Genomic DNA, 375 nt, shown 5'->3' with positions numbered 1-375 from the left:
AGGTTTTGCCGGTTATGTTAAAGCAAAACCAAATACCGGTTATGTTATTTATGAGTGTTTTGACGCGCAGCATGGCGACGAAATAATTAAAAAAGTTGATTTTAAAAACATGGTGTTTGCTCGTCAATGGTTTGCTGGTACGCTGATCGAAAACATGCCAGTAGAAGATCGTGTAGGGGCGGTTGTAGAGGCTGCTAAAGATTTTACCTTGTGCTCTGAGCTACGTGTATAAACCCCCGATACCAACGAAGGCAAAGAGCTTTTAACCTTTTGTAAAAAAATATCAACGCCCCTTAAAAAAGCCCTCGAAAAACGTAATATTGTACTGCGCGAGCCAAAAGCAAACCGCCCAGTAATGCATGTACTGTTTTTAAC

At 40.8% G+C, this 375-nt stretch carries 1 pseudogene; it reads left to right on the top strand.

Annotation, left to right across the window (positions count from 1 at the left end):
* Window positions 1-375, top strand: a pseudogene (locus AAEY62_RS20760) (23S rRNA (cytidine(2498)-2'-O)-methyltransferase RlmM); the annotation flags it as partial.

Source organism: Pseudoalteromonas sp. GW168-MNA-CIBAN-0100 (assembly GCF_040309225.1).
Classification (GTDB): domain Bacteria; phylum Pseudomonadota; class Gammaproteobacteria; order Enterobacterales; family Alteromonadaceae; genus Pseudoalteromonas; species Pseudoalteromonas arctica.
The sequence above is the reverse complement of the archived record's forward strand: the minus strand, read 5'-3'. Positions and strand labels throughout refer to the sequence as shown.